This window comes from Shinella sp. R2-11 (assembly GCF_055330205.1).
Genome location: NZ_JBVAPC010000004.1, coordinates 194380 through 220084 on the forward strand (window position 1 = coordinate 194380; position 25705 = coordinate 220084).

Annotated in this window: 26 protein-coding genes; 10 read left to right on the forward strand and 16 right to left on the reverse strand. The window is 66.6% G+C overall.

Going from position 1 to position 25705, the window contains the following annotated elements:
- Positions 1–14: 14 nt before the first annotated feature.
- Positions 15–1658, reverse strand: coding sequence for a beta-galactosidase BglA (gene bglA / locus ACZ1A1_RS12800; RefSeq protein ID WP_463620245.1), 1644 nt, complete (start codon positions 1656–1658; stop codon positions 15–17).
- Between the two features lie 148 nt (positions 1659–1806).
- Here bglA and ACZ1A1_RS12805 point away from each other — a divergent pair, with 148 nt between their 5' ends.
- The 4 genes from ACZ1A1_RS12805 to ACZ1A1_RS12820 all read left to right on the forward strand — a co-directional run bounded on the left by ACZ1A1_RS12805 (position 1807) and on the right by ACZ1A1_RS12820 (position 5313).
- The gene (locus tag ACZ1A1_RS12805; RefSeq protein ID WP_463620246.1) at positions 1807–2811 is read left to right on the forward strand and encodes an Ldh family oxidoreductase; all 1005 of its coding nucleotides are present in this window, start codon (positions 1807–1809) and stop codon (positions 2809–2811) included.
- Positions 2812–2826: 15 nt separating this feature from the next.
- Positions 2827–3741, forward strand: a complete 915-nt coding sequence (locus ACZ1A1_RS12810; RefSeq protein WP_463620247.1) for a sugar kinase — start codon at positions 2827–2829, stop codon at positions 3739–3741.
- Between the two features lie 98 nt (positions 3742–3839).
- Complete coding sequence (locus ACZ1A1_RS12815) at positions 3840–4391, forward strand: YbhB/YbcL family Raf kinase inhibitor-like protein (RefSeq protein ID WP_463620248.1); 552 nt, start codon at positions 3840–3842, stop codon at positions 4389–4391.
- Positions 4392–4455: 64 nt separating this feature from the next.
- Complete coding sequence (locus tag ACZ1A1_RS12820; RefSeq protein WP_463620249.1) at positions 4456–5313, forward strand: AraC family transcriptional regulator; 858 nt, start codon at positions 4456–4458, stop codon at positions 5311–5313.
- Here ACZ1A1_RS12820 and der read toward each other — a convergent pair.
- The 3 genes from der to ACZ1A1_RS12835 form a co-directional block, all read right to left on the reverse strand.
- Positions 5264–6694 carry a ribosome biogenesis GTPase Der gene (der, locus tag ACZ1A1_RS12825; protein WP_119256949.1) on the reverse strand — a complete coding sequence of 477 codons (1431 nt, stop codon included), beginning with the start codon at positions 6692–6694 and terminating at the stop codon, positions 5264–5266. The genes ACZ1A1_RS12820 and der overlap by 50 nt on opposite strands.
- A gap of 36 nt (positions 6695–6730) precedes the next feature.
- Entirely contained in the window at positions 6731–7402 is a 672-nt protein-coding gene (locus tag ACZ1A1_RS12830; protein WP_463620250.1) for a tetratricopeptide repeat protein, read from the reverse strand.
- Positions 7403–7505: 103 nt separating this feature from the next.
- Positions 7506–8090 (reverse strand): NnrU family protein, encoded by a 585-nt coding sequence (locus tag ACZ1A1_RS12835; RefSeq protein WP_463620251.1) that lies wholly within the window; start codon positions 8088–8090, stop codon positions 7506–7508.
- 139 nt (positions 8091–8229) lie between these two features.
- Between ACZ1A1_RS12835 and ACZ1A1_RS12840 the strand changes: the two genes are divergently transcribed.
- Positions 8230–9243, forward strand: coding sequence for a polysaccharide deacetylase family protein (locus ACZ1A1_RS12840; RefSeq protein ID WP_463620252.1), 1014 nt, complete (start codon positions 8230–8232; stop codon positions 9241–9243).
- Between the two features lie 9 nt (positions 9244–9252).
- On the opposite strand, the gene bacA is transcribed toward ACZ1A1_RS12840, so the two are convergent.
- The 8 genes from bacA to glpK form a co-directional block, all read right to left on the reverse strand.
- Positions 9253–10530, reverse strand: a complete 1278-nt coding sequence (gene bacA / locus ACZ1A1_RS12845) for a bacteroid development protein BacA (protein WP_463620253.1) — start codon at positions 10528–10530, stop codon at positions 9253–9255.
- 103 nt (positions 10531–10633) lie between these two features.
- Entirely contained in the window at positions 10634–11824 is a 1191-nt protein-coding gene (locus ACZ1A1_RS12850) for a YbfB/YjiJ family MFS transporter (protein ID WP_463620254.1), read from the reverse strand.
- Between the two features lie 76 nt (positions 11825–11900).
- Positions 11901–12653: a type I methionyl aminopeptidase gene (map, locus tag ACZ1A1_RS12855; protein ID WP_119256945.1), complete on the reverse strand. Its 753-nt coding sequence runs from the start codon at positions 12651–12653 to the stop codon at positions 11901–11903.
- Positions 12654–12699: 46 nt separating this feature from the next.
- Positions 12700–13761, reverse strand: a complete 1062-nt coding sequence (locus ACZ1A1_RS12860; protein WP_463620255.1) for an LLM class flavin-dependent oxidoreductase — start codon at positions 13759–13761, stop codon at positions 12700–12702.
- Positions 13762–13842: 81 nt separating this feature from the next.
- Positions 13843–15108, reverse strand: coding sequence for an RNA polymerase sigma factor (locus tag ACZ1A1_RS12865; RefSeq protein ID WP_463620256.1), 1266 nt, complete (start codon positions 15106–15108; stop codon positions 13843–13845).
- The gene (locus ACZ1A1_RS12870; protein ID WP_318909687.1) at positions 15105–15479 is read right to left on the reverse strand and encodes a YciI family protein; all 375 of its coding nucleotides are present in this window, start codon (positions 15477–15479) and stop codon (positions 15105–15107) included. Before ACZ1A1_RS12870 ends, ACZ1A1_RS12865 begins: the two co-directional genes overlap by 4 nt.
- Before the next feature lie 94 nt (positions 15480–15573).
- Complete coding sequence (locus ACZ1A1_RS12875; protein ID WP_463620257.1) at positions 15574–15978, reverse strand: YkgJ family cysteine cluster protein; 405 nt, start codon at positions 15976–15978, stop codon at positions 15574–15576.
- A gap of 51 nt (positions 15979–16029) precedes the next feature.
- Positions 16030–17520 (reverse strand): glycerol kinase GlpK, encoded by a 1491-nt coding sequence (gene glpK, locus ACZ1A1_RS12880; RefSeq protein WP_463620258.1) that lies wholly within the window; start codon positions 17518–17520, stop codon positions 16030–16032.
- A gap of 192 nt (positions 17521–17712) precedes the next feature.
- On the opposite strand from glpK, the gene ACZ1A1_RS12885 reads away from it, so the two are divergent.
- Together ACZ1A1_RS12885 and xdhC are read left to right on the forward strand one after the other, a co-directional pair.
- Positions 17713–18486, forward strand: coding sequence for a 3-hydroxybutyrate dehydrogenase (locus ACZ1A1_RS12885; protein WP_463620259.1), 774 nt, complete (start codon positions 17713–17715; stop codon positions 18484–18486).
- Between the two features lie 39 nt (positions 18487–18525).
- Positions 18526–19347, forward strand: a complete 822-nt coding sequence (gene xdhC / locus ACZ1A1_RS12890) for a xanthine dehydrogenase accessory protein XdhC (RefSeq protein ID WP_463620260.1) — start codon at positions 18526–18528, stop codon at positions 19345–19347.
- Here xdhC and ACZ1A1_RS12895 read toward each other — a convergent pair.
- Positions 19344–19529, reverse strand: a complete 186-nt coding sequence (locus ACZ1A1_RS12895; protein WP_415213031.1) for a hypothetical protein — start codon at positions 19527–19529, stop codon at positions 19344–19346. The two genes, xdhC and ACZ1A1_RS12895, sit on opposite strands and share 4 nt — an antisense overlap.
- 106 nt (positions 19530–19635) lie before the next feature.
- On the opposite strand from ACZ1A1_RS12895, the gene ACZ1A1_RS12900 reads away from it, so the two are divergent.
- From ACZ1A1_RS12900 to guaD, 3 genes are all read left to right on the forward strand, one after another.
- Entirely contained in the window at positions 19636–20523 is an 888-nt protein-coding gene (locus ACZ1A1_RS12900) for a LysR substrate-binding domain-containing protein (RefSeq protein WP_463620417.1), read from the forward strand.
- A 176-nt stretch (positions 20524–20699) separates the two neighbouring features.
- Positions 20700–21887 carry an arabinose transporter gene (locus ACZ1A1_RS12905; RefSeq protein ID WP_463620261.1) on the forward strand — a complete coding sequence of 396 codons (1188 nt, stop codon included), beginning with the start codon at positions 20700–20702 and terminating at the stop codon, positions 21885–21887.
- Positions 21888–22049: 162 nt separating this feature from the next.
- The gene (gene guaD / locus ACZ1A1_RS12910) at positions 22050–23357 is read left to right on the forward strand and encodes a guanine deaminase (protein ID WP_463620262.1); all 1308 of its coding nucleotides are present in this window, start codon (positions 22050–22052) and stop codon (positions 23355–23357) included.
- 241 nt (positions 23358–23598) lie between these two features.
- On the opposite strand, the gene ACZ1A1_RS12915 is transcribed toward guaD, so the two are convergent.
- From ACZ1A1_RS12915 to puuE, 3 genes are read right to left on the reverse strand one after another with little or no spacing between them, the layout of a single operon-like run.
- Positions 23599–24093, reverse strand: coding sequence for an ureidoglycolate lyase (locus ACZ1A1_RS12915; protein ID WP_463620263.1), 495 nt, complete (start codon positions 24091–24093; stop codon positions 23599–23601).
- A 51-nt stretch (positions 24094–24144) separates the two neighbouring features.
- Entirely contained in the window at positions 24145–24642 is a 498-nt protein-coding gene (uraD, locus tag ACZ1A1_RS12920; protein WP_463620264.1) for a 2-oxo-4-hydroxy-4-carboxy-5-ureidoimidazoline decarboxylase, read from the reverse strand.
- A complete protein-coding gene (puuE, locus tag ACZ1A1_RS12925) occupies positions 24639–25571 on the reverse strand; it encodes an allantoinase PuuE (protein ID WP_119256931.1) in 933 nt (310 codons plus the stop codon). Before puuE ends, uraD begins: the two co-directional genes overlap by 4 nt.
- Positions 25572–25705 lie beyond the last annotated feature (134 nt).

Here is a 25705-nt window from a genome sequence, read left to right on the forward strand (position 1 = left end):
GGCCGCCTGCAAGCTCACAGCCGCACGCAGGCCATGTCCAGCGCGTCCAGCTCGATCGTCCCGTCCTTCAGCTTCGCGCCGAAGCCGGGGACCGGGAGCGGTTCGCCGAGCTTCAGCGATTTCGCCGGCACGAATTCCGCCTTCTCGCGCGTCAGGTTGAAGACGAAGAGCAGCTTCTCGCCGCCTTTCTCGCGGGTGAAGGCGAGGATGTCGTGGTTGGAATGGAGGAAGGACATGTCGCCGTCGTGCAGCGTCTCGTGCTCCTTGCGGAAGGCGAGCGTCGCGCGGTAGTGGTTGAGCACGGAGCCGGCGATCTTCTCCTGCGTATCGACGGCAAGGCGGGCGTGGTCCTCCGGCACCGGCAGCCAGGGCTTGGCGGTGCTGAAGCCGGCATGGGCCTCGCCGCGCTGCCAGGGCATCGGCGTGCGGCATCCGTCGCGACCCTTGAAGGCCGGCCAGAAGCGGATGCCGTAGGGATCGCGCAGGTCCTCGAAAGCGAGCTCGGCTTCCGTGAGACCGAGCTCCTCGCCCTGGTAGAGGCAGATCGAGCCGCGCAGCGTCGAAAGCAGGGTGACAGCCAGCTTGGCGACGCGCTCGCGCTCCTCCGGGGCATGGATGAAGCGGCTGACATGGCGGTTGACGTCGTGGTTGGAGAAGGCCCAGCAGACCCAGCCATCCGTCACCGCCCGCTGGAAGCCCTGCACGCATTTGCGGATATGGTCGGCGGTGAAGTCCGGTCCGAGCAGGTCGAACGTGTAGCACATGTTCAGCTTGTCGCCGCCGCCCGTGTATTCGGCCACCGTCTTCAGCGAGCGCGCGCCGTCGCCCACCTCGCCCACCGTCATGCGCCCCTCATATTCGTCGAGCAGCGCGCGGAAGCGCCTGAGGAAATCGACATTCTCCGGCTGCGTCTTGTCGTAGCGATGCGTCTGCATGCCGTAGGGGTTCACATCAGGCGCGTCGAGGCCGATCTCGTCCGGGTTCGGCTCATGGGGCGGGTTGTCGCGCAGCTTCCGGTCGTGGAAATAGAAGTTCACCGTGTCGAGACGGAAGCCGTCCACGCCGCGGTCGAGCCAGAAGCGCACGGTCTTCAGCAGCGCGTCCTGCACGGCCTTGTTATGGAAGTTGAGGTCCGGCTGCGAGGTCAGGAAGTTGTGCATGTAATATTGCTTGCGCACGCCGTCCCATTCCCAGCCCGGCCCGCCGAAGATCGACAGCCAGTTGTTGGGCGCCGTGCCGTCCGGCTTCGGATCGGCCCAGACATACCAGTCCGCCTTCGGGTTCGCCCGGCTGGAGCGGCTCTCGACGAACCAGGGATGCTGGTCGGACGTGTGCGAGATCACCTGGTCGATGATGACCTTGATGCCGAGGCGATGGGCCTCGGCCAGCATCGCGTCGAAATCGGCGAGCGTGCCGAACATCGGGTCGACGTCGCAATAGTCCGAGACGTCGTAGCCCATGTCCGCCATCGGCGACTTGAAGAAGGGCGAAAGCCAAATGGCGTCGACGCCGAGCGAGGCGATGTGCCCGAGCCGCCTGGTGATGCCCCTGAGGTCCCCCATGCCGTCGCCGGTCGTGTCCTGGAACGAGCGGGGATAGACCTGGTAGATGACCGCGCCGCGCCACCAGTCGTCGGCCTTCCTGCGGGGCTTCGTCATGCGTTCTCGCTCCGGTTCCTGTTGCTTCGGGCAAGATGTAACGCGGCACCTGCCAGGGGTAAACGGCATGCGGCCGGATTTTTCGGCGGTTGACGAAGGGCGGGCCGGTCTGGATGATGTCGGCAAATTCCATAGAGAAGGTTGCCGTATGACCGATGACGTCACCCTTTCCCCGACAGAAGCAATGGACCTCGCCCGCATGGCGCTGATGCGCGTCGGCATGGCGGAGGCGGCAGCGGCGGCGCTCGCCCGCGCCACGCTGGATGCGGAAATGGCCGGCAAGCGCCCGGTCGGCTTCCTGCACCTGACGGACTACCTCAGGAGCCTCGTCGACGGCAGGATCACGGCACGGGCCGAGCCGCTCATTACCTCGCCGGTGCCGGCGATCATGAAATGCAACGCCATGGGCGGGGTGGCGCAGCACGGCTTCTCGCTGGCCCATGAGGAGCTGGCGGCCAAGGCAAGGACCTTCGGCATCGCCGTCTTTTCCCTGCACAACAGCTATACGACCGGCGAGCTCGGCTGGTATGCCGCCCGGCTCGCCGAAGAAGGCCTCGTCGCGCTCGCCGCAACCAACGGCCCGGCGCTGATGGCCGGCGCGGGCAGCCGCCAGCCGGTCTATTGCACCAATCCGCTCGCCTTCGCCGCTCCCCTTGCGGATGGGCGCCTCATGCTGATCGACCAGGCCTCCAGCATGGCGGCCTTCGTCGATATCCGCGAGGCGGCGGCGCGGGGCGAGGCCATTCCCGATGGCTGGGCGCTCGATCAGGACGGCGAACCAACCACCGATCCTTTCGCCGCCATGCAGGGCGCGCTGCTGGCCTATGGCGGCACCAACGGAGCCAACATCGCCCTCATGGTGGAGGTGCTGGCAGCGGGCCTCACGGGCGCCAACTGGTCGCTCGACGCGCCGGACTTCCAGGCGGGCGAGGCGACGCCCGGCATCGGCCTCTTCGTCCTTGCCCTCTCGCCACAGCTTTTCGCCGACGATTTCCCGGCCCGGCTCGTCGGGCAGGTGGAGCGCCTTTCCGGCGAATACGGCGTGCACATCCCCGGCCTTCGCCGCACGGAGCGGCGGCGGCAGGCGGAAAGCGCGGGCATCGTCTTGCCCCGCCAACTCTTTGACAGTATTTCCTCTTTCCGGCGCAATTGACCGGAGAGAACGGATATGGCGGGACGGCTGCTGGCGATCGGCGAATGCATGGTGGAACTGATGCAGGCCGAGGGCGGCCTGATGCGCAAGAGCTTTGCCGGCGACACGTTCAACACCGCCTATTACGCCCGGCAATACCTGCCGTCCGACTGGAGCGTCGACTATTTCTCCGCCGTCGGCACCGACACGATTTCCGACGAGATGCTGGCCTTCATGGAAGGACACGGCGTCGGCACCGCCCATGTCGCGCGCATCGCCGGCCGCTCGCCGGGCCTCTACATGATCCACCTCAAGGACGGCGAGCGCAGCTTCTCCTACTGGCGCTCCGCCTCCGCCGCAAAGCTCCTGGCCCGCGACGGCGACCGGCTGCGCGCCGCCATCGAGGCTTCCGACATTATTGTCTTCTCCGGCATCACGCTGGCGATCCTGCCGGCGGAGGATGTCGAGACCCTGCTTGCCGAGCTGCGCCGCGCCAGGGCCGCGGGCAAGCGCGTCGTCTTCGATCCCAATATCCGCCCGCGCCTGTGGGACGACATGGACCGGATGCGCGCGACGGTCACCGAGGGCGCCCGCGCCGCCACGCTCGTCATGCCGAGCCTCGACGACGAGACGACCCATTTCGGCGACACCTCGCTGGAGGCGACCATCGCCCGCTACGCCGCGCTCGGCGTCGCGGAACAGGTGGTGAAGGACGGTGGCGAGGGTGCGACGCTGGTCTTCGGCGAGAAGCGCAGCCATGTCCCGTCGGGGCGCGTCGAGAAGATCGTCGACACGACGAGCGCCGGCGACAGCTTCAACGGCGCCTTCCTCGCCCGCCTCGCGGCAGGCGCGGCGCCGCAGGAGGCCGCGCGCTTTGCGGCGGACGTCGCCGCCGCCGTCATCCAGCATCACGGCGCGCTGGTCGTAAAGGACAAGCTGCCGCAAGGCTGATTGATCGGATCGGCGCCAAAATCGATCGGCCGCGCACCGACGCGGCGGCTGATCCCGCCTATCCTTCCCCTGTCTTCATCACAGACAGGACGGAACCCATGATCCCATCACGCTTCATCGCGGCCCTTGCCGCCACCCTCGCCCTTTGCCCGGCGGCAGGCCGCGCCGCCGATTTCACCGCCACCTCGAAGGCCTTTGCCTCCGGCACGGTGCAGCCGGCGCAGTTCTCCGCCATCATGGGCTGCACCGGCGGCAATCTCTCGCCGGACATCCAGTGGTCCGATCCGCCGGAGGGCACGAAGAGCTTCGTCGTGACGGTCTACGACAAGGACGCGCCGACCGGCTCCGGCTGGTGGCACTGGGTCGTCATCGACCTGCCGGCCGATACGACCGCGCTTGCCGAGGGTGCCGGCAGCGGCAGGGCGGACCTGCCGAAGGGCGCCCGCATGACGCCGACCGACATGGGCGCGCCGGGCTTCCTCGGCGCCTGCCCGCCGGAAGGACCCGAGCACGACTATACGATCACCGTGAAGGCGCTCGGCATCGACAGGCTGCCGGTGCCGGACGACGCGACCCCGGCCATGGTCGGCTTCGTCAGCAACATGAACGCGCTCGCCACCGCGACGATCTCCGCGAAGGGCAGGCGCTGACGGCGGTTCTTGCCGGGGGCCGTCCGGGAAGGATAGGTTCCGGCAGACCCAAGGGATGGACAGGATGAGCATCGCCATACGCCCCGAGATCGGTGCCTCGGCCCGCATCGTGCAGTACAACCGGCTGCGCTATGCCAATATCCTGATCAACCGTCCCGTTCTCATCCTCGTCGAGCGCGGCACGAAGTTCCTGCGCACCGGCGAGGAGGAATGGGTGGTGCCGGCGGGCGGCTGCATCGCGCTGGCGCAGGGCGAGACCTTCGACGTGGTGAACGCCGCCGAAGGCGAGCGGGCCTATGAAGCGCGCTGGATCGCCTTCGAGCCGGACACCGTCGCGGCCTTCGCCGCAAGGCCCGGCAATGGCCAGCCCTTCGGCCGCGCCTTCACCATCCGCGAGCCGCACCGGGGCTTTCACGATTCCTTTGCCGGTTGCACCGAGGCGATCACCGATCCCGGCGGCATCCCCGCCGAGATCACCCGCCACCGGCTCGGCGAACTCCTGCTCTGGCTCGATCTTGCCGGCGGGCGCTTTGCCCTGCCGCGTCCGGCCGGGTTCAGCGACCGCGTGAGGGATCTCGTTGCGGGGAAACCGGAAGCCAACTGGACGAGCGCCGACCTCTGCCATGCGCTCGGCGTCAGCGAGGCGACGCTGCGCCGCAGGCTCGCCGCCGAGAAATGGTCGTTCCAGTCCCTGCTGATCGATGTGCGCATGTCGATCGCCATGCAGCTCCTGCAATCGACGGACATGTCCATCCTCGGCATTGCCGGGACGGTGGGCTATGAATCGCAGTCGCGCTTTGCCGCACGGTTCCGCGCCCGCTTCGGCTTTGCGCCGAGCGCGATCCGCGGCCACATCCGGCCCGATCCGGCGGTCAGCGCTTCTTCTTCGCCCGGCCCGCGAACGGATTGTCCGCCGCCTTGAAATGGATGCGGATCGGCACGCCCGGCAGGTTGAAGTCGTTGCGCAGGCCGTTGGTGAGGTAGCGGATATAGGATTCCGGCAGCGCGTCGGGACGCGTGCAGGACACCATGAAGCCCGGCGGGCGGGCCTTCACCTGCGTCATGTATTTCAGCTTGAGGCGGCGGCCGGAAACGGCCGGCGGCGGATGCTGCGTCTGCACCGCGTCCAGCCAGCGGTTCAGCTTGGCGGTGGAGATGCGGCGGTTCCAGGTGCGGTCCGTGTCGATGACGGCCTGCATCAGCTTGTCGAGGCCCCTGCCCGTCTGGCCGGAGACCGGCACGGCGCGGATGCCGCGCGCCTGCGGCAGCAGCCGGTCGGTCTTCTCGCGCAGCTCCGCGAGCACGGCTTGCGGGTCGTCGATCAGGTCCCACTTGTTGAAGGCGAGCACGGCGGCGCGGCCTTCGCGCAGCACGAGGTCGACGATCTGCAGGTCCTGCTTCTCGAAGGGAATGGTGGAATCGAAGACGATGACCACGGTCTCGGCGAAGCGGATGGCGCGCAGGCCGTCGGCGACGGAAAGCTTCTCCAGCTTCTCCTGCACCTTCGCCTTGCGCCGCATGCCGGCCGTGTCGAACATCTTGATCGTGCGGCCCTTCCAGTCCCATTCGACGGAAATCGAATCGCGCGTGATGCCGGCTTCCGGGCCGGTCAGCAGGCGGTCCTCGCCGAGGAAGCGGTTGATCAGCGTGGACTTGCCGGCATTCGGGCGGCCGACGATGGCGACGCGCAGCGGCTTCGTCTCGTCATATTCCGGCTCGAAATCCTCGTCCGCTTCCGCGCCCTCGGCCATTTCGGCCCGCACGTCGATATTGGTCTCGGCCTCGTCTTCTTCGGGATAGGCGCGTTCCTCGCCGATGGCGGCGACGATGGCGTCGCGCAGGTCGAGCATGCCCTGCCCGTGTTCGGCGGAGATCGGCGTCGGCTCGCCGAGGCCGAGCGTGAAGGCGTCGTAGAAGCCGCCGTCGGAGCCGCGGGCTTCCGACTTGTTGGCGACGAGCACGACGGGCTTGCCCTTGCGGCGCAGCATCTCGGCCAGCGTCTGGTCGACCGGCGTCAGGCCCATCTTGGCGTCGACCACGAAGAGCGAGAGATCGGCCTCCTCGATGGCGGCTTCCGTCTGGGCGCGCATGCGGCCCTGCAACGTCTCGGGCGCAGCCTCCTCGAGGCCGGCCGTGTCGATGATGCGGAATTTCAGGTCGATGAGGCGGGCGTCGCCCGGCCGGCGGTCACGGGTGACGCCGGGCGTATCGTCGACGAGCGCGAGCTTCTTGCCCACGAGCCTGTTGAACAGGGTGGACTTGCCGACATTGGGGCGTCCGACAATGGCGACGGTGAAGCTCATGAACGTGTTCCGTTGTAGCGGCCGGCAGATGCCGGCTCAGGAAGACAGCTTGCCGCTTGCCGTGATCAGGTCAAGCAGCATCTGCGCGCGGTTGGCGACATTGCGCGGGCTTTCGCTGTCGTTGATTATGGCGTCGAACCATTCCTTGGCGCGCGCATAGTCCTCGTGCTTGTAGGCCGAAAGACCGAGGACCTCGCGGGCGGAATGGCGCAGCGCCCCCTGCGGCGTCGCAAGCTGCTCGGCCTCGGCCGAGACCTGGTCGTAGCTGCCGGTATCGACGAGGAGATAGGCGGCGCGAAGGCGGGCCGCATCGCGCAGCGCCTGCGGCACCGAGCCGTCCTTGGAGATCGCCGTGAAGGCATCGATGGCGCCCTTGGCGTCGGTTTCCGCCAGCAGCGAGGCCGAGCGCATGCGGGCAAGCACCGGATAGGAGCCGAAGCCGTCCTTCTCGAGCGCGCCGAGCGCCGCCAGCGCCTCGTCCTTCTTGCCGTCGCGGGCGAGCGTCAGGGCGGCGAGGAACTCGTCGCCGGAAGCGGACGCCTCTCTGTCGCGCCAGTATTCGTAGCCCACCTTGCCGATCGTGCCGAGCACGACGAGAACGGCCGCGCCGATGAGGATGCGGCCGAAACGCTTCCAGACCAGACGCATCTGATCGGAGCGCAATTCCTCGTTCACCTCGCGGATAAAGCTGTCGTCCTGATTTACCATGTCCTGCCCGGCGCCAACCAACGTTTAAAGTTAGCGCCTTCTACCCGATTTTCGCGGCGTTGTAAGGGGGCAGGCGCGAAAAGCCCCCGGGATAGGCAACGGATCAGGGCAGCGGGGCGACACCGATCAGCCATTCGTGAAGCTTGAGGACGATCACCGCATAGAGCGCAAGGCCGGCGACGACGGCGATGACGTCGTATTTCGCCGAGACGAAGACCGGCAGCTTGGTTTCCCCCGCCGCGATGCGCTTCTTGAGCGTGATGCGCAGGATGACCGCCCAGGCGAGGATCGTCACGAAGAGCAGCACGGAATAGCTCTCGCCGTTCGCCAGCAGATGCGCCAAGGCCCAGATCTTGATGGCGACGAGGATCGGGAACTTCAGTTTCGTGCGGATATGGCCGGGCGGCAGGAAGCCCGCCACGAGACAGATCGCGGCGATGGCCATCAGCGTCAGCGTGATATGCGCCATGAAGGCGGGCGGGAAATACAGCATCTCGCCGCCGTTCTCGCGCGCGTCGATGAAGCCGTAGACGATGAGGGCGAGGCTTGCGAGCGAGACGATGCCGTGCAGCGCCATCCAGCCCGGCTTGCCGAGCGCGGCGATGCCGGCATTGCGCAGCCCCGGCGCAACGGGGCGCAGCAGATGGGTGACGACGAAGAGAACGAGACCGGTTATGAGCAACGTCATGAAAATGCCCCTTGAGGAAAAGTCGGCGGATGGCCGTCACCAATGGAATATCCGTCGCGAAGCGACAATTCCAGCCCGATCAAAGGATTGCCGCATTCGGAATCGATGAGAGACCCTTTGCAAATTGTCGCGGGTAGCCATGTCCTCCTTGTTTTCGCCTCGTTCCCTCCTTCTTCCCCTCGCCGTGGCGCTCGCCGCCGGGCCGGTGCTCGCGGGGGACGAGGCGCCGGAGACGGCAAAGCGCAGGCAGCTCGTCATCGTCTCCTTCGACGGCGCGCACGACAACCTGCTCTGGGAGAAGAGCCGCGCCATGGCGAGGCGCACCGGCGCGCATTTCACCTATTTCCTCTCCTGCACCTTCCTTTTCCCGAAGGCCGAGCGCACCAAATACCAGGCGCCGCACGAAAAGCGCGGCCGCTCGAATGTCGGCTTCGCGCCGGACCGGGAGGATACGATCCTCCGGCTCGGCGAGATCTGGCTCGCCAAGCTGGAAGGCCACGACATCGGCAGCCATGCCTGCGGCCATTTCGACGGCGGCAAGTGGAGCGCGGAGGACTGGAAGGCCGAGATCGCCTTCTTCCGGGAGTCGCTGAAGAACGCCTGGCAGAATGCCGGCGTCGGCGAGCGCGAGCCGGCGGACTGGAAGCGCTTTGCCGAAGAGGACATCAAGGGTTTTCGCGCGCCCTATCTTTCGGCCGGAAGCGGCCTTGTGAAGGCGCTGGAGGCTGACGGCTTTGCCTATGATGCAAGCCTCGTCACCAAGGGGCCGGCCATGCCTGTGGCAAGCGGCGATATCGTCCGCTTCGGCCTGCCGCTCGTTCCGGAAGGCGCCTCGCAGCGCCCCGTCATCGCCATGGACTACAATCTCTATGTCCGCCATTCCAAGGGCAAGGAGAACCCCGAAAAGAGCGCCGCCTTCGAGGAAAGCACGCTGAAAGCCTACCGCGACGCCTTCGCCAGGCAATATGACGGCGAGCGCATTCCCCTCCAGCTCGGCTTCCATTTCGTAGAGATGAATGCCGGCGCCTACTGGCGCGCGCTCGACCGCTTCCTGACGGAGACCTGCGGCAAGGCGGATGTCGCCTGCGTCAGCTATGCCGGCGCGCTGGACATCCTCGCGAAAGAGAAGAAGGCGGCCGGGGCCGCCCTCTGATCGCAACCCTTACGGTTCGTTGGCCGCAAGCTCGCCTTCGACGGCCGCCCTTTTCAGGTAGCGCTCGTCGATATCGGGCAGCGGCTGGTCGTCGATCGCCGCCTCGAAGGCCTTGAGGCGCTTGTAGATCGACAAGAGCTCGACGATGGTCGTCCAGGAATTGACCAGATACTGGAACGACTCGCGCACCTGCCCGAACACGTTCTGGATCTGGCTCATCACGCCGAGCGTCAGCTTGCCCGCGACGATGGAGGGCACCAGAACGAAGGTGCCGAAGAGATTGTCGGCCTGCAGGTAGAAGATGCGGGCGACGTTGAAATAGAGATAGTGGAAATAGAGGCGGAAATAGTTCTTGCGCACATTGGCGAAGAGCTCCGCCACCGTCGGCGGCTGCGCCCGGTCGGCATGGTCCTCGCCATAGACCAGTTCCTTGCGGTAGGCCGCCTCGACGCGCTGGTTGCGGAATTCCAGGCCCGGCAGCTTGATGCCGACGGCGGCAAGGAACACCGTGCCGAACAGCGACCAGCAGATCGCCGCCCAGACGAGGGCATGCGGAACCTCGCCGACGAAGGGCAGCACCGTCACCGTGCTGGAGAACTTGAACAGCACCGGAAGGAAGGCGACGAGCGTCATGATCGAGGAAACGAGGCTGACGCCGAGCCCTTCGACGGTGCGCGAGAAGCGCATCGTATCGTCCTGCACACGCTGCGAGGCGCCCTCGATATGGCGCAGCTTGTCCCAGTGGGACATGTAGAAATCGTTCATCGCCGTGCGCCAGCGGAAGACGTAGTGGCTGACGAAGAAGAGGTTCAGCGTGCCGACGGTGATCGCGACGAAGGCGATGCCCGCAAAGCCGATCATGCCGACATAGATCTCGGTTTCCGTCGGGATCGGCTCGGTGCGCGCGAGGCCGCGCTGGATCATGTCGTAGAACGGCCCGTACCACGCATTGATGGCAACGCTTACCTGCACCGAGAAATAGGTGTTGAAGATGATCAGCGCCGAGCCGAGCACGGACCAGAGCTGCCATTGATGCGGGCTGTAGGTGAACCAGAAGGCCGCGAACAGCCCGACCATCACCGCATAATAGATGTAGAACCAGAGGAACGGCGCCGACCAGAAGACGGAGACCCCGATGATCGCCTCCTCGCCCGGCTTCAGCGGCGGCAGCCCGATATAGGCGCCCAGACCTTCCCCGCCGGCGTACCAGATCGCCATGGCGAGGGCCGACCATAGGATGACGGAAGGAAAGAACAATCTGGGATAGGGAAAGAAGGAGACGAACAAAGGAATAGCTTTCGTTTCTCATAGGCCGGGCGGCGCGAAGCGCACCGAAGATGCGCAGAACCTAAAGGAGTTTGCGCAGCACAACAATTGGTGCCCTGAGGCATTACCGAGATTTAATGGAAAGCACCCCGCCGAGCGCGGTGATGGCCGCGGCAAGCAGAAGAACGCCCGCCGCCGCAAGGCTGGGCAGCGCGTAGCTTCCCGTGCGCGCCGCAAGAAACCCTGCCCCGAGCGGCCCGAGGATCTGCCCGACGCCGAAAGCCGCCGTCATCAGCGCCAGGACCCGGCGCGCGCTGGCGCTCGCCAGCATGCGGCCGAGCTGCAGGCCATAGGCGGTGATGACGATGAAGGTGAGGCCGAGCAGCCCGCCGCCGATGAGAGCGGATGCCGGAAAGGGCAGCACGACCGTCGCCGCGACGCCGATGGTCTCGACGAGGATCGCCATGAGATAGGCGGCCGCGACCCCACGGCGCCGCTCCACGGGCTTCCAGACGAGGAGCGAGACGGCCGCCGCAGCGCCGGTGACGAGCCAGGTGAGGCATTCGAGCAGCGGGCTTTCCGCCCCTTCCCGGGCGATGGCGACGATGAAGGTCGCCGTCACCACATAGCCGATGCCGAAAAGCCCGTAGCTGAGCGTCAGCGCCGCGAGCGGCCGCGTCCAGGCAATGGCCGGCTCGCGCACCGCCGAGGCGCTGCCCTCCGGCCGCGGCAGCAGCCAGGCGACGGCTGCAAGGCCGGCGGCGCCGAGCAGCGCGCCGGCAAACCAGTCGACCCGCCAGGCGGGAATGGCGGATGCGGGCGCCAGCGACAGCAGATAGACCAGCACCGCCGAGACCGCGATGCCGATGCCGACCCCGGAGAAATGCGCCATCTGGACCCGCGGTTCGCGGTGCGAAAGGCCGATGGACAGCACGATGCCGGAGGTGAAGATAAGGCCGAAGGCGCTGGCGAGTCCTGCGAGGAAGCGCACGACAGAGAGCGCCGCGACGCCCGAAAGCAGCCCCATGGCGAGAAGCAACAGGACAGTCGCGACGAGCGAGCCGACCGCAAGGCGCCGCTCGTGGCCGGCGGCCCAGCCATAGGCGGCCAGCACGGCGCCGAGGAGATAGCCGGCGAAATTCGCCGCCGCGATGATGCCGGCATCCGCCGCATCGAGGTGAAGGCCGGCCATCATGCCGGGCAGGACGGGCGTATAGAAGAAGCGCCCGAGCCCCATGGCCACCGCCATGGCGAGCGCGCCGGCAATGGCGGCGCGCAGGGTCTCGCGCGAAGGAGCGGCTGTGCGATGCATCATGGCGGGACCATTGCACTGCAACATGGCCGCGGCAAACGACATTTATTGATCGACGGATCAGCGCCGGTGAAGGCTCTCAGCCCGGCAGCGTCACCACCAGCGGGCCGTTGCGCGTGGCGACGACCGTGTGCTCGAACTGCACCGTCGGCGCGCTCGGCTCGCTGTAGAGCGTCCATTCGTCCTTGTCGCCGCCTTCCGCCCAGTTGGCGCCGAGCGAGAGGAACGGCTCGACCGTGAAGACGAGGCCTTCCGTCATGCGGCGCTTTTCCTGCGGGTCCGGCCAGGTGGCGATCTCCGTCGGCTCCTCGTGCAGCGAACGGCCGACGCCGTGGCTGGCGAGATTGGCGATCAGCGTATAGCGGTTCTTGCGCGCGAAGGCGCCGATGGCATTGCCGACTTCGGCCAGCGGCTTGCCGGCCTTGACTTCCTTGAGGCCGACCCAGAGCGCCCGCTTGCCGTCACGGCAGAGCCGCTCCACCGCCGGCACCGAGCGGCCGACAGTGAAGGATGCGCCGGTGTCGGCGAAATAGCCGTCGAGCTCGGCGGAAACGTCGATATTGACGAGGTCCCCTTCCTTGATCACCCGCTCGCCCGGAATGCCGTGCGCCACCTCTTCGTTGATGGAAATGCAGGTCGCGCCCGGGAAATTGTAGCAGCTTTCCGGCGCCGAGCGGGCGCCCGTCGCCTCCAGCATGCGCCGGCCGATCAGGTCGAGCTCGGCCGTCGTCATGCCGGGCCGGACGGCGGTCGACATGTGCTGCAGCACGTTCGCGCAGATCCGGCCGATCGCCTTCAGGCCGTTGAGGTCTTCATCGTTTCCAAGGGTCATCGCATCTCTCTTTCGCGGGGCGTCCTAGCACGTTCGCGCCGCGCTGTCAGGCGGAAGGGGCCATTTCCGCCCTGGGCTCGTCCGCCAGCATCTCGCGCACCAGCGGTGCGACCTTCGTGCCGTAAAGCTCGATCCCGCGCAGGATGCGGTCGTGTGGCATCAGGCCGATCGCCATCTGGAGCAGGAAGCGGTCGTTGCGGAAGATCCTGTGGTGGGCGACGATCTTCCTGGCGACCGTCTCCGGATCGCCGAGGAAGAGATGGCCGTCCGGCCCGGTCGACTGGTCGAACTGCGCCCGGCTCGTCGGCCCCCAGCCGCGCTCGCGGCCGATGCGGTTCATCACATCGGCCTGCGGCCCGTAGAAGGTGTCGGCGGCGGCCTCCGTCGTATCGGCGATGAAGCCGTGCACGTTGATGCTGGTCTTCAGCTTCGCCTCGTCCTGTCCCGCCCGCCGCGCGGCCTCGCGGTAGAGATCGAAGAGCGGCGCATAGCGCGCTGGCGTGCCGCCGATGATGGCAAGCGCCAGCGGCAGGCCATAGGCCCCTGCCCGCGCCACCGACTGCGGCGTGCCGCCGACGGCGATCCAGACCGGCAGCCGGCCATGGAGGGGCCGCGGATAGACGCCGATGCCCGAAAGCGGCGCGCGCATGACGCCGTTCCACGAGACCTTTTCGCTTGCGTTGAGCGCGAGCAGCAGGTCGAGCTTTTCCTCGAAGAGCTGGTCGTAGTCGTCGAGCGCATAGCCGAAGAGCGGGAAGGATTCGATGAAGGAGCCGCGCCCCGCCATGATCTCCGCCCGGCCGCCGGACAGGAGATCGACCGTCGAGAACTGCTGGAAAACGCGCACCGGATCGTCCGAGGACAGCACCGTCACCGCGCTCGAAAGACGGATAGTCTTCGTGCGCGCCGCCGCCGCGGCCAGCACGACGGCCGGCGCAGAGGCGGCATAATCCGGCCGGTGATGCTCGCCGAGCCCGAAGACATCGAGCCCCACCTGATCGGCAAGCTCGATCTCTTCCAGCAGGTTCTTCAGCCGCCGCTCCCCTTCCCGCCCCTTGTCGGGGGCATTGGGATCGACATCGGCGAAGGTATAGAGGCCAAGTTCCATGGGATGTTCCATATGAGAGGATTTTCCCTCAGATATGGCGCGCGGGCGAAGGTTGGAAGAGGCGCCGGGGAAACAGTGTGTTCACGGGGCCGGAAACACCGCGCCGGCGGCCTCGCGCTGCATGCTGTCGAGATGCTGGCGGATATGGGCCGCCTCGGCCGACGTAGTGGCGAGCGCGATGGCGCGGTCGAAGGCCTGATGTGCTTCCGCATAGCGGCCGAGCTGCTTGAGCAGTCCGCCGCGCAGGCCATGGAAATAGAAATAGCCGTCGAGCTTTTCCGCCAGCGGCTCGATCAGCACCAGCGCCGCCTCCGGCCCCTCGCGCTTGGAGACCGCGACGGCGCGGTTGAGCCGCACCACCGGCGAGGGCTGGAGGCGCTCCAGCGTCTGGTAGAGAAGGTCGATCTCCACCCAGTCCGTCTCCGCCGCCGTCGCGGCGCGGGCATGCAGTGCGGCGATGGCCGCCTGTATCTGGAAGGGGCCGGGCGCGCGGTGGCGGAGCGCCTTGTCGATCAGCACCAGCGCCTCGTCGATGAGCGCGCGATCCCAGAGCGAACGATCCTGATCCTCCAGCAGCACGATCTGCCCGTTCCCATCGAAGCGGGCGGCGAGCCGCGAATGCTGTATGAGCAGCAGCGCGGTCAGCCCCATGATCTCCGGCTCCGCCGGAAAGAGCTTGAGCAGCAGCCGGGCGAGCCGGATCGCCTCCGCACAGAAGGGCGTATCGGCCTTCTCCGGCACGCCGGCCGAATAACCCTCGTTGAAGACGAGATAGATCATCGCCGCGACCAGCCCGAGCCGTTCGGCCCGCGCCAACGCATCCGGCGTCTCGAAGGGAATGCCGGCCGCGCCGACCTTTGCCTTGGCGCGGGTGATGCGCTGCTCCATCGCCGCTTCCGAGACGAGGAAGGCCCGAGCGATCTGCCTGACCGAAAGCCCGGAGACGATGCGCAGCGCCAGCGCGATCTGCTGCGTTGCCGGCAGGCCCGGATGGCAGCAGACGAAGAGCAGGCGCAGGATGTCGTCGCGGTAATGCGCGCCGTCCAGCCGGTCGGCAAGGTCGCTCTCGGTGTCCTCAAGGTCGGACAGCACCTCCTCGGGCGGCAGCGGCCGGGTTTTCGCGCGCTTCCTCACCTGGTCGATGCCGCTGTTGCGGCCGACGAAGATGAGCCATGCTGCCGGATCGCGCGGCGGGCCCTTGTCGGGCCATGTCCTCAGCGCGCGGAGGCAGGCCTCCTGAAAGGCCTCCTCCGCCATGTCGAGGTCACGGAAGTAGCGCAGCAGCGCCCCCATGGCCTGCGGCCGCGCCGAGGTGAGCGCCAGGTCGATCCAGGCAAGGTCCGTCATGTTATGGGCACTCCCGGATTGAAGAACTGCAGCGGCCGGATCTCATAGGTCCCGTTCGCCGGATTGGCGGCGGAGAGCTCGCGGGCGAACTGGATCGCCTCCTCCAGCGTCTCGGCCTCAAGCACGAAGAAGCCGAGGAACTGCTCCTTGGTCTCGGCGAAGGGACCGTCCATGACGATATTGTCCGTCGGGCCCTTGCGCACGGTGACGGCCGCCGTCGTCGGCATCAGCCGCGCGACGGGCCCGAGCTTGCCGGCCTCGGCATAGCGCTGGTTGACGGCGCCGAGATCGGCCATGACTTTCTCGTCCAGCTCCTTCGACCAGGCGCAGACTTCGCTTTCGGCATCGTAACAAAGAACGGCATACAGCATGGTGAACTCCCGTGGTTGATAGACGCAGGAGTAACGCCTCAGCCGACAGGGCGCACCGGAATATTTTTGATTTTCGGCAGGAAGTGCCGCCCGCTCAGATCTTGAACACGTCGTCCTGCCGGAACACGATGACGTAGCCGCCCGTCGCTTCGGCTTCACACGCCCAGTCCAGCAATTGCGAATGATAGGGCTCGCGTCGCCAGATATCGGGGTGGTCGGGATCGACCAGAACCGTAACCTGCGGCCCCTGCCGATAGACCATCATGTGCGAGCGCGACGGCTCCCAGGCTTCCGTGAGCCCTTCGTCAGTCATCCACAGACAGAGGAAATCCCGGCAGACCGATGGCCGATCCGCATAGATCGAGCACCCCTCGCCCGCGACGCAGTGCCTGCACCAGGCATTGGCCGGCTTATCCAAATGATCGATGTCGGGCAGCCGGCAGCAGAGCGTGCAGGTGCCGCAGGATCGGCCGGCAACAACGTTAGGCGATGATTGCATGGCCGGTGCATAGCATCCGGCCGCCGAGCCTAGAAGGGCCAGCTACGGGAATTACGCGCTCAGCGTCCGCCGCACCGCATCCTTCCAGCCCCTGATCTTCACCGCGCGCGTCTTCTCGTCCATCTTGGGCGTGAAGCGCGTGTCGCGCGCCCAGGACTTGGCGAAGCCCTTGCGGTCCGGCCACACGCCCGCGCGCTGGCCGGCGAGCCACGCCGCGCCGAGCGCGGTCGTCTCCAGGATGGTCGGGCGGTCGACGGGGGCGTCGAGGATGTCGGCAAGGCGCTGCATGGTCCAGTCGGAGGCGACCATGCCGCCGTCGACGCGCAGAACCGTTTCCTTGCCATTGGCCTTCCAGTCCTTGTGCATGGCGTCGAGTAGGTCGCGCGTCTGGTAGCAGACGGCCTCCAGCGCCGCGCGGGCGAATTCCGCCGGTCCCGTGTTGCGCGTCATGCCGTAGATGGCGGCGCGCGCCTCCGGGTCCCAGTGCGGCGCGCCGAGGCCGGTGAAGGCGGGCACGAGATAGACGTTCTGCGTCGGGTCGGCCTTGGCGGCGAGATCGCCGGTGTCGGGCGCGGCCTTGATGACCTTCAGCCCGTCGCGCAGCCATTGCACGGCGGCACCCGCGATAAAGATCGAGCCCTCCAGCGCATAGGTCGTCTCCCCATCGAGCCGGTAGGCGATGGTGGTGAGCAGGCGGTTCTTCGAGCGCACCATGTCCGGCCCGGTGTTGAGCAGCGCGAAGCAGCCGGTGCCGTAGGTGGATTTCATCATGCCGGGCTCGAAGCAGGCCTGGCCGATGGTCGCCGCCTGCTGGTCGCCGGCAACGCCGAGGATCGGGATTTCCGCGCCGAACAGGCTCTTCTCCGTCACGCCGAAATCGGCGGCGCAGTCCAGCACCTCCGGCAGCATGGCCTTCGGCACGCGCAGGATCTCCAGCAGTTCGCCGTCCCATTCGTTCGCCGCGATGTTGTACATCAGCGTGCGGCTGGCATTGGTGGCGTCGGTGACATGGGACTTGCCGCCCGTCAGCCGCCAGATGAGGAACGTGTCGATGGTGCCGAAGCAGAGATCGCCTTTCGCGCCCCGCGCCCGCGCGCCCTTCACGTTGGAGAGCATCCAGGAGAGCTTGGTGCCGGAGAAATAGGGATCGAGCAGCAGGCCCGTCTTCTTCGTGAAGGTCTTTTCGAGGTCCTGCTTCTTCAGCTTCTCGCAATAGGAGGCGGTGCGGCGGTCCTGCCAGACGATGGCGTTGTGGATCGGCCTGCCGCTCTCGCGCTCCCAGACGACGACCGTCTCGCGCTGGTTGGTGATGCCGATGGCGGAAATATCGGAGGCCTTGACGCCAGCCTTCTTCAGCGCGGCCTTCACCGACCAGACGACGCTTTCCCAGATTTCCTCGGGATCGTGCTCGACCCAGCCGGATTGCGGAAAGATCTGCGTGAATTCCTTCTGGCCGGACCCGACGACCTTCTGGTTGCCGTCGAAGACGATCGCCCGGCTCGATGTCGTGCCCTGATCGATCGCGAGAACATATCCGCCCATCTGTCCCTCCCGGTTCAGGGCCGCTCCCAGGCCCTTCGGAATCTTCAATACGATACAAAAACGAATGTCAAAGGAAAATAAAACGCAAGTCGCGCTTTGCCTCCAGCGGGACTGTACCGCGCGGAAAACGCAATTGTCATCGCTTGAGTTTTAGGCGTAGGCTGCCGCAACGCAGCATATCGGGAGATAGTCATGAAGAGCGTCGTCGTCACCGGCTCCACCAGCGGCATCGGCCTTGCCATCGCCACCGCCTTTGCCGAAACCGGCGCCAATGTCGTCATCAACGGTTTTGGCGCGGCGGACGAGATCGAGGCGATCCGAGCGAAGCTCGATGGGCTCGGCAAGGGCCGCATCATCTACCATCCCGCCGACATGACCAAGCCGCACGAGATCTCCGACCTCATCGAGACGGCGGTGGAGGAATTCGACGGCGTCGACATCCTCGTCAACAATGCCGGCATCCAGCATGTCGAGAAGATCGAGGATTTCCCGGTCGAGAAGTGGGACCAGATCATCGCGATCAACCTCTCCAGTTCCTTCCACACGATCCGCTGCGCCGTGCCGCACATGAAGCGCAAGGGCTGGGGCCGCATCATCAACGTCGCCTCCGCGCACGGCCTCGTCGCCTCGCCCTTCAAGGCCGCCTATGTCGCGGCCAAGCACGGCGTCATGGGCCTCACAAAGACCGTCGCGCTGGAAGTCGCCGAGAACGGCATCACCGTCAACGCCATCTGCCCCGGCTACGTGCTGACGCCGCTCGTCGAAAAGCAGATCCCCGATACGGCCAAGGCCCGCGGCATCAGCGAGGCCGAGGTGAAGACCGACGTCATGCTGAAATTCCAGCCGACCAAGGAATTCGTCGGCACCGACGAGGTGGCGGCCATCGCGCTCTTCCTCGCCTCGGATGCGGCAAAGTCGATCAACGGCACCCATATATCCGTCGATGGCGGCTGGACCGCCCAATAAGAAGGCGCCCCCGATGGTGGGGCGCGCAAGAAGGACGAAATGAACTTTCTACAGGATAGCCTCGAGGGCTTTCTCGCCCGGGAGCACCGGGTCGTCATCGTCGAGGTCAGTGCAACGAAAGGCTCCGCCCCGCGCGACAAGGGCACCTTCATGCTGGTTGCGCCGACCGATATCCACGGCACGATCGGCGGCGGCCAGCTCGAATATGTGGCGATCGAGAATGCCCGCAAGCTCCTGGCGGGCGCCGGTGGCGAGGCGAGCCTCGACATTCCCCTCGGCCCGGATATCGGCCAGTGTTGCGGCGGCCGCGTCAAGCTGATCTTCACCGTCGCCGACGAAGCGGCCCGCAAGGCCCTCGATGCAAGGCTGAAGGAAGAGGAACGGCGAAAGCCGCAGGTCTGGGTGTTCGGCGCCGGCCATGTCGGCCGGGCGCTCGCCGAGGCGCTGACCCTCCTGCCCCTCAAGGTCTTCGTCGTCGAGGCGCGCAAGAGCGAGCTCGACCAGCTCACCTCCGAGGTGCACCACCGGCTGGACGCCATGCCGGAATCGCTCGTCGCCGATATCCCGCCGGGCTCGGCGGTGGTCATCGTCACCCACGACCATGCGCTCGATTTCCTGATCGGCCGCGAGGCGCTGGCCCGTACGGACCTTGCCTATATCGGCATGGTCGGCTCGAAATCGAAGCGCGGCAGCTTCCTCCACTATCTGGAGGAGGAAGGCCTCGACCGCGCCGTGGCCGACCGGCTCGTCCTGCCCATCGGCGGAACGGCGGTCGACGACAAGCGCCCGGAGGTCATCGCCGCGATGACGGCGGCCGAGGTGCTGCTCGCCTTCGCCGCATGGCGGGGCGAGACGGCTTAGCGACCGCTGCGCCCGTCGAGAAAACCGAGATCACGCTTGATGTGATCGGACAGTTCCCGCGGATCGAGCCGCGGGCGGCGCTTCCTCGCGCCCGGGCGCAAGGCGATGGAGAGCTTATGCCAAAGGCCGGGCTTGCGGAATTGCAGGGCGCCCGCCTGTACCGGGTCGGCGATGCATGTCATGGGAAAACCTCGTAAATTCCATCCATTGCTTGCAGGGTGCGCCGAAAGATGATGGAATTCCAATCGAAGCTTCGTCTGCGTGCATGAAGAGAACTTTGCCTTGAAGATGTCCCGCAACTTCCCGCTCAATGCGCTACGCGTCTTCGACGCGGCGGCCCGGCATGCGAGCTTCACCCGCGCCGGCGACGAGCTGGGCATGACGCAGACGGCCGTCAGCTACCAGATCAAGCTGCTGGAGGAGACGCTTGGCGAGCCGCTGTTCCTGCGCCAGCCCCGGCAGGTCATCCTCAGCGAGGCGGGGGAACGCCTCGCGCCGAAGGTGGCCGAGGGGCTCGGCAAGCTCGCCGAGGCCGTCGCGGACCTGCGCGGCGCGACGGAGCAGAAGCTCTGCATCCACTCCACGCCCACCTTCGCCCTGCAATGGCTGAGCCGCACCGTCGGCGATTTCCAGCTCAGACACCCGAACATCGCCGTCCGCCTCACCACCTCGCAGGACGTGATCGATTTCGCCAAGGAGGAGGCGGATGTCGCGATCCGCTGGGGCAAGGGCGACTGGCTCGGCCTTGCCAGCCACCGCGTCATGCGCATGAACTTCACGCCGATGCTAAGCCCGGCGCTCGCCGAGACCATTGGCGGCGTGAAGGAGCCGGCCGACCTCCTGAAGCTGCCGATCATCAGCGCGCGCGACATCTGGTGGCGCACCTGGTTTGCCGCCGCCGGCGTCGACAATCCCGATCTCGAACGCTTCCCGCCCAACGAGCTCGGCACGCAGACCATCGACGCGCAGATCGCCATGGCCGGCCAGGGCGTCGCCGTCCTCAATCCCGACCATTTCCGCCTGGAGATCGCCGCCGGCCAGCTCTTCCAGCCCTTCGCGCTGACCTGCAACGACGGGCGGGACTATTGGCTCGCCTACCCGGAAAACCGTCGCAACATCCCGAAGATCAGGGCCTTCCGCGACTGGATCCTCGCGATCATGCCGCAGGAGGCGTAGGTTACCGCCGGTCTTTGCTGCCGCAAGCCGTTGACTTGCCGTGCGGGAAAATCTATTGCGTTTTTACGCCAGTGTTCTGGCCGTAAGCGTCTGACGTCAAGCAACGCACAACGACCCTCGCCGGTCGGAGTGCGTTTTTCATGCGCCGTCGGACGAGGGAAAGCCTGGAGGAAACCATGGCTCCCCAATTCATGCGCGCGGCCCCGCCGGGCCGGCTTCTGTTGCTGACGGCCATCCTGCTCGTCTCCTATCTCTGCGTCGCGATCTCGCTGCCCATCGTCCCCGTCTTCGTCACGGGCTCGCTTGGCCTGGGGAACGTCTGGGCGGGGCTCGGTGTCGGCAGCGCCTTCCTGTCCACGATCCTCACGCGCGCCCATGCCGGTCGGCTTGCCGATGGCCGCGGCGCCAAGACCGCCGTCGCGCGCGGCCTTGTCTTCTACATCGCGGGCGCGCTGGCTTCGCTCGCCGCCGGCCTGCTGCCCGGCCAGCCCCTGGCCGCCTTCGCCATTCTCCTCGCCGGCCGCCTGCTTCTCGGCCTCGGCGAAAGCCTCGTCGCCGTCGGCGTCATCGCCTGGGGCGTCGGCATCGTCGGCCCGGCCAATTCGGGCCGCGTGCTGGCGATGGTCGGCGCGGCCATGTACGGCGCACTCGCCATCGGCGGGCCGCTCGGCCTTGCGTTGCTCCAGTCGGTCGGCTTTGCCGGGGCGATGACGATCAGCGCCCTCCTGCCGGCGCTCGGCCTGCTGGCCATCTGGCGCATCCCGGCCGTCGCGCCCCATCCCGAACAGGAAAGGCCCTCGTTCCGCAGCGTGATCAACCGCATCTGGCTGCACGGCACGATCATCTGCCTGCAGGGCATCGGCTTTGCCGCCATCGGCGCGTTCTTCGCCCTCTATTTCCGCGACCAGCACTGGAGCCATGCCGGCCTCGGCCTCACGGCCTTCGGCAGTGGCTTCGTGCTGATGCGCATCTTCTTCGGCCACCTGCCGGACCGCATCGGCGGCCTGCCGGTGGCGATCGGCTCGCTCGCCGTCGAGGCCGTCGGCCAGATGCTCATCTGGAGCGCGAACGATCCCACGCTCGCCCTCGTCGGCGCATTCCTCACCGGCATCGGCTGCTCGATGATCTTTCCCTCGCTCGGGCGGGAGGTCGTGCATCGCGTGCCGCCGCATCTGCGCGGCACGGCGCTCGGCGGCTTCTCAGCCTTCCAGGACGCCGCCTATGGTCTCACCGGCCCCTTTGCCGGGCTGCTCGCCGACCATGCCGGCTATGACAGCGTCTTCCTCATCGGCGGCATCGCGGCGGCGGCGGGCTTCGTGATCGCGCTGTCGCTCAGGCGCAAAAGCCTCGCGGCCGCCGCATAGCAATCCACGGATGCGTGAAGATCGCCCGCGCGGACAGCCTTCGCGCGGGCGGAAAACCGGCACCCGCCCTTTCTTCGCCCGCAAAGCTTGCACAATATGGAAACAGATGAGACACGCCCTCACCATCCCGTTCGAACCAGCCGCAGAAGGAAGCCGACCGCCATGACCCAGACCCTGATCCGCGGACGCCTGCTCTCCTTCCTCCGCCGGCCGCAAGCCATCGACGATGCCGCAAGCTACCGCTACGAGGAGGACGGCGGCCTGCTGATCGCCGATGGCAGGATCCTCGCCTGCGGCCCCTATGCCGCCGTGCACGCCGAAGCCGCCGGGGATGCCGAGGAGATCGACCACCGCCCCCACCTCATCCTGCCGGGGCTCATCGACACGCATCTGCATTTCCCGCAGATGCAGGTGATCGGCTCCTATGCCGCCAACCTCCTGGAGTGGCTGAACACCTACACTTTCCCGGAGGAATGCCGCTTCGTCGAGAGCGAGCACGCCGCCCGCATCGCCCGCCATTTCTACGACGAGATGATCCGCCACGGCACGACGACGGCGGTCGCCTACTGTTCCGTGCACAAGGCCTCGGCCGACGCCTATTTCGCCGAGGCGCTGAAGCGCGGCATGCGCATGATCGGCGGCAAGGTGATGATGGACCGTAACGCCCCGCAGGGCCTGCTCGACACGCCCGAGATGGGCTATGACGAGACCCGCGCGGTGATCGCCGAATGGCACGGCAAGGGGCGCAACCATGTCGCCATCACCCCGCGCTTCGCCATCACCTCGACGCCGGCGCAGATGGAAATGACCGCCACGCTCGCCCGCGAGTTCCCCGACCTGCATATCCAGACGCATCTTTCGGAGAACCACGACGAAATCCGCTTCACCGGCGAACTCTACCCGGACGCCATCGACTATACGGATGTCTACGCGAAATACGGCCTGCTCGGGCCGAAAAGCCTCTTCGGCCACTGCATCCATCTTTCCGAGCGCGAGGCGGATGCGATGAGCGAGGCGGGCGCGGTGGCGGTGCATTGCCCGACCTCCAACCTCTTCCTCGGCTCCGGCCTCTTCCCGCTGAAGAGCCTGTCGCGGCGGGAAAAGCCGGTGCGCATCGGGCTCGCCACCGATGTCGGCGGCGGCACGAGCTATTCCATGCTGAAGACGATGGACGAGGCCTACAAGATCCAGCAATTGCTCGGCGAGCGGCTGAACCCCTACGAGAGCTTCTACCACATGACGCTCGGCAATGCCGAAGCGCTCTCGCTGGCGGACCGCATCGGCACGCTGGAGGCCGGCACCGACGCCGATTTCGTGGTGCTCGACGCCGCCGCGACGCCGGCCATGGCGCTGAAGATGGAAGTGGTGCGCTCGCTCACCGACGAGCTCTTCCTGCTCCAGACCGTCGGCGACGACCGCGCCGTGCGCGAGACCTATGTGGCCGGCAGGCCGATGAAGGCGATGCTTTGAGAAGAGGGGTCAGTTCCCCGCAATTCGCGGCTATTGCCGATAGGCAGGGCAGCGCCGCAGGTTCCCTTCTCCCTCCGGGGAAAAGGTGCCGGCAGGCGGATGAGAGGGACGCCGGAGGAGGGAAAAACAGCAGTCTTCAGCCATGCCCCTCATCCGACCCTTCGGGCCACCTTCTCCCCGAGGGGAGAAGGAAAGGTGCGGCGCCGTCCACCCCTATGCGATGGCCCTGCCCTGCAAGCGATCAAGGCTGTTCGATGATGAACGGCGTGTCGAAGAAGTATTCTTCCAGATTGACGCCGCTGCCGAGACGGTCGACGACGATGAAGTCGCTGGTGGCGCCGACCGTCATCAGCGGGTGGTGCCAGACGTTGCGGCGGTAGTTCACGCCCTGCCGCCCGCCGGCGCGGAACACCTGCGGCCGGCCCGGCCTGCCGCCCTCGTCCTGCGCCACGATCACCAGCCAGGGCCGGTCGTCGATCGGCGAGAAGCTCTGGCTGCCGAAGGGATGGCGCTCCATCATGTCGACGGCATAGGGGAAGCTCCGCGGGCTGCCGCGGAAGATGTTGATGATGACCTTCGCATCCTCGCCGACGGCTTCGGCTTCGGCGAGCGCATGGTAGCGCTCGGTGTTGCCGCCGTTGATATGGCGCATGGTGGCGGGATCGGCCTCGATCACCGTGCCGAAGGGGGCGAAGGCTTCGCGCGTCAATGGACGGATCGTCAGTGTCTCAGCCATCGGACAGCCCTCCCGGGGAGAGGAAGGGCGGTCGTGGGTCGTCGGGCATTTTCAATCTCCGGGGAGCAGAGCAATCAATCTCAGGAGCGCGATGCGCTCCACCTGGGTCTTCGCCGTCTCGAATTCCACGTCGGCGGTGTTGCCGATGCGGGCCTCGAAGGTGGCGAGGATATCGTCCTTCGTCAGCCCCTTCACGGCGATGATGAAGGGGAAGCCGAATTTTTCCGTATAGGCCGTATTGAGCTCGGTAAAGCGGGCATGCTCGGTCGGGCTCAGCCGGTCGAGGCCGGCGCCGGCCTGTTCCTTGCGGCTGTCCTCGGTGAGCCCGCCGGCAATCGCCAGCTTGCCGGCAAGGTCCGGGTGGGCCTGGAGCACGCCGAGCTGTTCGGCATGGCTCGCCTCGCGGAAGGCGTCGCTCAGCGCGGCATGCACGCCCCCGGCGGTCAGCGGCAGCGACACCGCGCCGGCATCGAGCGCCCGCTCGGCGATGAAGGGCGAGTGCTCGAAGACGCCGCCGAACCGGTCGAGGAAATCGGCACGGTCGATCATGCGCCCTTGCCCTTCGACGGATGGTGATGCTCGATCCAGTGGCGCGCGATGTCGATGCGGCGCGGGATCCAGACCTTCTCGTGGCCGAGCACGTAGTCGACGAAGCGGGCGAGCGCCGCGACGCGGCCCGGACGGCCGACGAGGCGGCAGTGCAGGCCGATGTTCAGCATCTTCGGGCTGCCGTCCTGGCCCTCCTGGTAGAGCACGTCGAAGGCGTCCTTCAGGTAGTTGAAGAACTGGTCGCCTGCATTGAAGCCCTGCGGCGTCGCGAAACGCATGTCGTTCGTTTCGAGCGTATAGGGAATGATGAGGAAGGGCTCGCCATCGACGCCCGGCACCCAGTAGGGCAGGTCGTCGGCATAGGAATCGGAGGAGTAGACGAAGCCGCCCTCCTCCATCACGAGCCGCAGCGTGTTGGACGACGGCTTGCCCTGATACATGCCGAGCGGATGCGAGCCGGTCAGCTCCTTGTGCAGGCGCACCGCCTCGCGGATGTGCTCGCGCTCCTGCTCCTCGGAGAAGTCCTTGTATTCCAGCCAGCGATAGCCGTGGCTGGCGATCTCCCAGCCGGCTTCCTTCATGGCCGCGACGGCTTCCGGATTGCGCGCCATGGCGAGTGTCACGCCGTAGACGGTGGTTGTGACGTTGCGGCTGGTGAAGAGCCGGTGCAGGCGCCAGAAGCCGGCGCGCGAGCCGTATTCGTAGATCGATTCCATGTTGAGGTTGCGCTGGCCCTGCCAGGGCTGCGCGCCGACGATTTCCGACAGCAGGCATTCCGAGGACGGATCGCCGTCGAGGATGCAGCTCTCGCCGCCCTCCTCGTAGTTCACCACGAATTGCACGGCGATATTCGCATCGCCCGGCCAGCGCACCTGCGGCGGGTTGCGGCCGTAGCCGATCAGGTCGCGCGCATAGGTCTTGTCGGTCATTCGCTCACCTCGAAATTGGGCCTACCGTAGCACCGGACGGCGGAAAGTCGAATTGAATCTGGTGCATAACCCCATGAAGAGGAACCATTACCGCCTTGGCCCGTTTCCTGTCCATGACAACCAAGGAGAAACAC

Bases quoted from the DNA above. Each gene is read 5' to 3' on its own strand.
- bglA (WP_463620245.1), bottom strand. From the start codon at position 1,658: ATGACGAAGCCCCGCAGGAAGGCCGACGACTGGTGGCGCGGCGCGGTC.
- ACZ1A1_RS12805 (WP_463620246.1), top strand. From the start codon at position 1,807: ATGACCGATGACGTCACCCTTTCCCCGACAGAAGCAATGGACCTCGCC.
- ACZ1A1_RS12810 (WP_463620247.1), top strand. From the start codon at position 2,827: ATGGCGGGACGGCTGCTGGCGATCGGCGAATGCATGGTGGAACTGATG.
- ACZ1A1_RS12815 (WP_463620248.1), top strand. From the start codon at position 3,840: ATGATCCCATCACGCTTCATCGCGGCCCTTGCCGCCACCCTCGCCCTT.
- ACZ1A1_RS12820 (WP_463620249.1), top strand. From the start codon at position 4,456: ATGAGCATCGCCATACGCCCCGAGATCGGTGCCTCGGCCCGCATCGTG.
- der (WP_119256949.1), bottom strand. From the start codon at position 6,694: ATGAGCTTCACCGTCGCCATTGTCGGACGCCCCAATGTCGGCAAGTCC.
- ACZ1A1_RS12830 (WP_463620250.1), bottom strand. From the start codon at position 7,402: ATGGTAAATCAGGACGACAGCTTTATCCGCGAGGTGAACGAGGAATTG.
- ACZ1A1_RS12835 (WP_463620251.1), bottom strand. From the start codon at position 8,090: ATGACGTTGCTCATAACCGGTCTCGTTCTCTTCGTCGTCACCCATCTG.
- ACZ1A1_RS12840 (WP_463620252.1), top strand. From the start codon at position 8,230: ATGTCCTCCTTGTTTTCGCCTCGTTCCCTCCTTCTTCCCCTCGCCGTG.
- ACZ1A1_RS12850 (WP_463620254.1), bottom strand. From the start codon at position 11,824: ATGATGCATCGCACAGCCGCTCCTTCGCGCGAGACCCTGCGCGCCGCC.
- map (WP_119256945.1), bottom strand. From the start codon at position 12,653: ATGACCCTTGGAAACGATGAAGACCTCAACGGCCTGAAGGCGATCGGC.
- ACZ1A1_RS12860 (WP_463620255.1), bottom strand. From the start codon at position 13,761: ATGGAACTTGGCCTCTATACCTTCGCCGATGTCGATCCCAATGCCCCC.
- ACZ1A1_RS12865 (WP_463620256.1), bottom strand. From the start codon at position 15,108: ATGACGGACCTTGCCTGGATCGACCTGGCGCTCACCTCGGCGCGGCCG.
- ACZ1A1_RS12870 (WP_318909687.1), bottom strand. From the start codon at position 15,479: ATGCTGTATGCCGTTCTTTGTTACGATGCCGAAAGCGAAGTCTGCGCC.
- ACZ1A1_RS12875 (WP_463620257.1), bottom strand. From the start codon at position 15,978: ATGCAATCATCGCCTAACGTTGTTGCCGGCCGATCCTGCGGCACCTGC.
- glpK (WP_463620258.1), bottom strand. From the start codon at position 17,520: ATGGGCGGATATGTTCTCGCGATCGATCAGGGCACGACATCGAGCCGG.
- ACZ1A1_RS12885 (WP_463620259.1), top strand. From the start codon at position 17,713: ATGAAGAGCGTCGTCGTCACCGGCTCCACCAGCGGCATCGGCCTTGCC.
- xdhC (WP_463620260.1), top strand. From the start codon at position 18,526: ATGAACTTTCTACAGGATAGCCTCGAGGGCTTTCTCGCCCGGGAGCAC.
- ACZ1A1_RS12895 (WP_415213031.1), bottom strand. From the start codon at position 19,529: ATGACATGCATCGCCGACCCGGTACAGGCGGGCGCCCTGCAATTCCGC.
- ACZ1A1_RS12900 (WP_463620417.1), top strand. From the start codon at position 19,636: ATGTCCCGCAACTTCCCGCTCAATGCGCTACGCGTCTTCGACGCGGCG.
- ACZ1A1_RS12905 (WP_463620261.1), top strand. From the start codon at position 20,700: ATGGCTCCCCAATTCATGCGCGCGGCCCCGCCGGGCCGGCTTCTGTTG.
- guaD (WP_463620262.1), top strand. From the start codon at position 22,050: ATGACCCAGACCCTGATCCGCGGACGCCTGCTCTCCTTCCTCCGCCGG.
- ACZ1A1_RS12915 (WP_463620263.1), bottom strand. From the start codon at position 24,093: ATGGCTGAGACACTGACGATCCGTCCATTGACGCGCGAAGCCTTCGCC.
- uraD (WP_463620264.1), bottom strand. From the start codon at position 24,642: ATGATCGACCGTGCCGATTTCCTCGACCGGTTCGGCGGCGTCTTCGAG.
- puuE (WP_119256931.1), bottom strand. From the start codon at position 25,571: ATGACCGACAAGACCTATGCGCGCGACCTGATCGGCTACGGCCGCAAC.